1 pseudogene is annotated in these 727 nt (G+C 61.3%); it reads right to left on the bottom strand.

Going from position 1 to position 727, the window contains the following annotated elements:
- Window positions 1-312 (bottom strand): annotated as a pseudogene (locus ENZ75_RS33400) (LuxR family transcriptional regulator); the annotation flags it as partial.
- Window positions 313-727 lie beyond the last annotated feature (415 nt).

Raw genomic sequence — 727 nt, 5'->3', positions numbered from 1 at the left:
GATCAACCCGTCAGCTTCGGGCGCGTGCGATGCTACCAGCGGCTGCGGACGAATGCCGGGCGCGACGGTGAGCGCGCCTTGCGCAAGCCCGGCGATCAGCCGCTTGCCGATCAACTCGATGGCGTCGAAAATCCAGTTGGAGGAGACGATGCGCGCATCGTTGCGGTCCTGATCGTGGACGATGGCGACCAGCATGTAGCTGTCGGCGCCGATCTCGGCGGTCAGTTGCATGAAAAAGCTGGTGAGATCGCCGCGCGACGTCAGGCGCGAGCCCAATGTGTCGGATTGAAGTAGCGCGGCGGGACTGCTCATTCTCGTTGCTTTTGGCCGGAATCGTTTCTGCTGTCCGGATGCTGGAAGTCAGCCGCCGAACCCGAATACACATTACTTTGACGAAGACACACGCGTGGCGCAGGGCTGCACCGAACCAAATCCCGAATCCATTCAGGGAACGCGAAGCCGTCCGCGTCTGGTGCCGGAAAAGCTCCGGAACAAAAGACTTTGGGTGGTCGCCGCGCCCCCCAGGACCGGCTGATTCGGGTTTAATCTACCCGCAGTTGAATCTGACATCAAACGCGATTTGACAAAATCGAATCTGATGGACTCCGGCGCGACTCACAGCTCGGTTTTCGCGCCCTGGACAGACGACCGGGACGCGAAAGTCTTCGCCGGCCACCTCGGCGGCTGGTCGATTTCGCCAGGCTCGGGAGCATTGGACAGACGGGCG

Origin of the sequence: Mesorhizobium sp. M7A.F.Ca.CA.002.04.1.1 (assembly GCF_004022805.1) — a bacterium.
GTDB lineage: Bacteria > Pseudomonadota > Alphaproteobacteria > Rhizobiales > Rhizobiaceae > Mesorhizobium > Mesorhizobium ciceri.
This window is presented reverse-complemented; position numbering and strand designations above follow the sequence as displayed.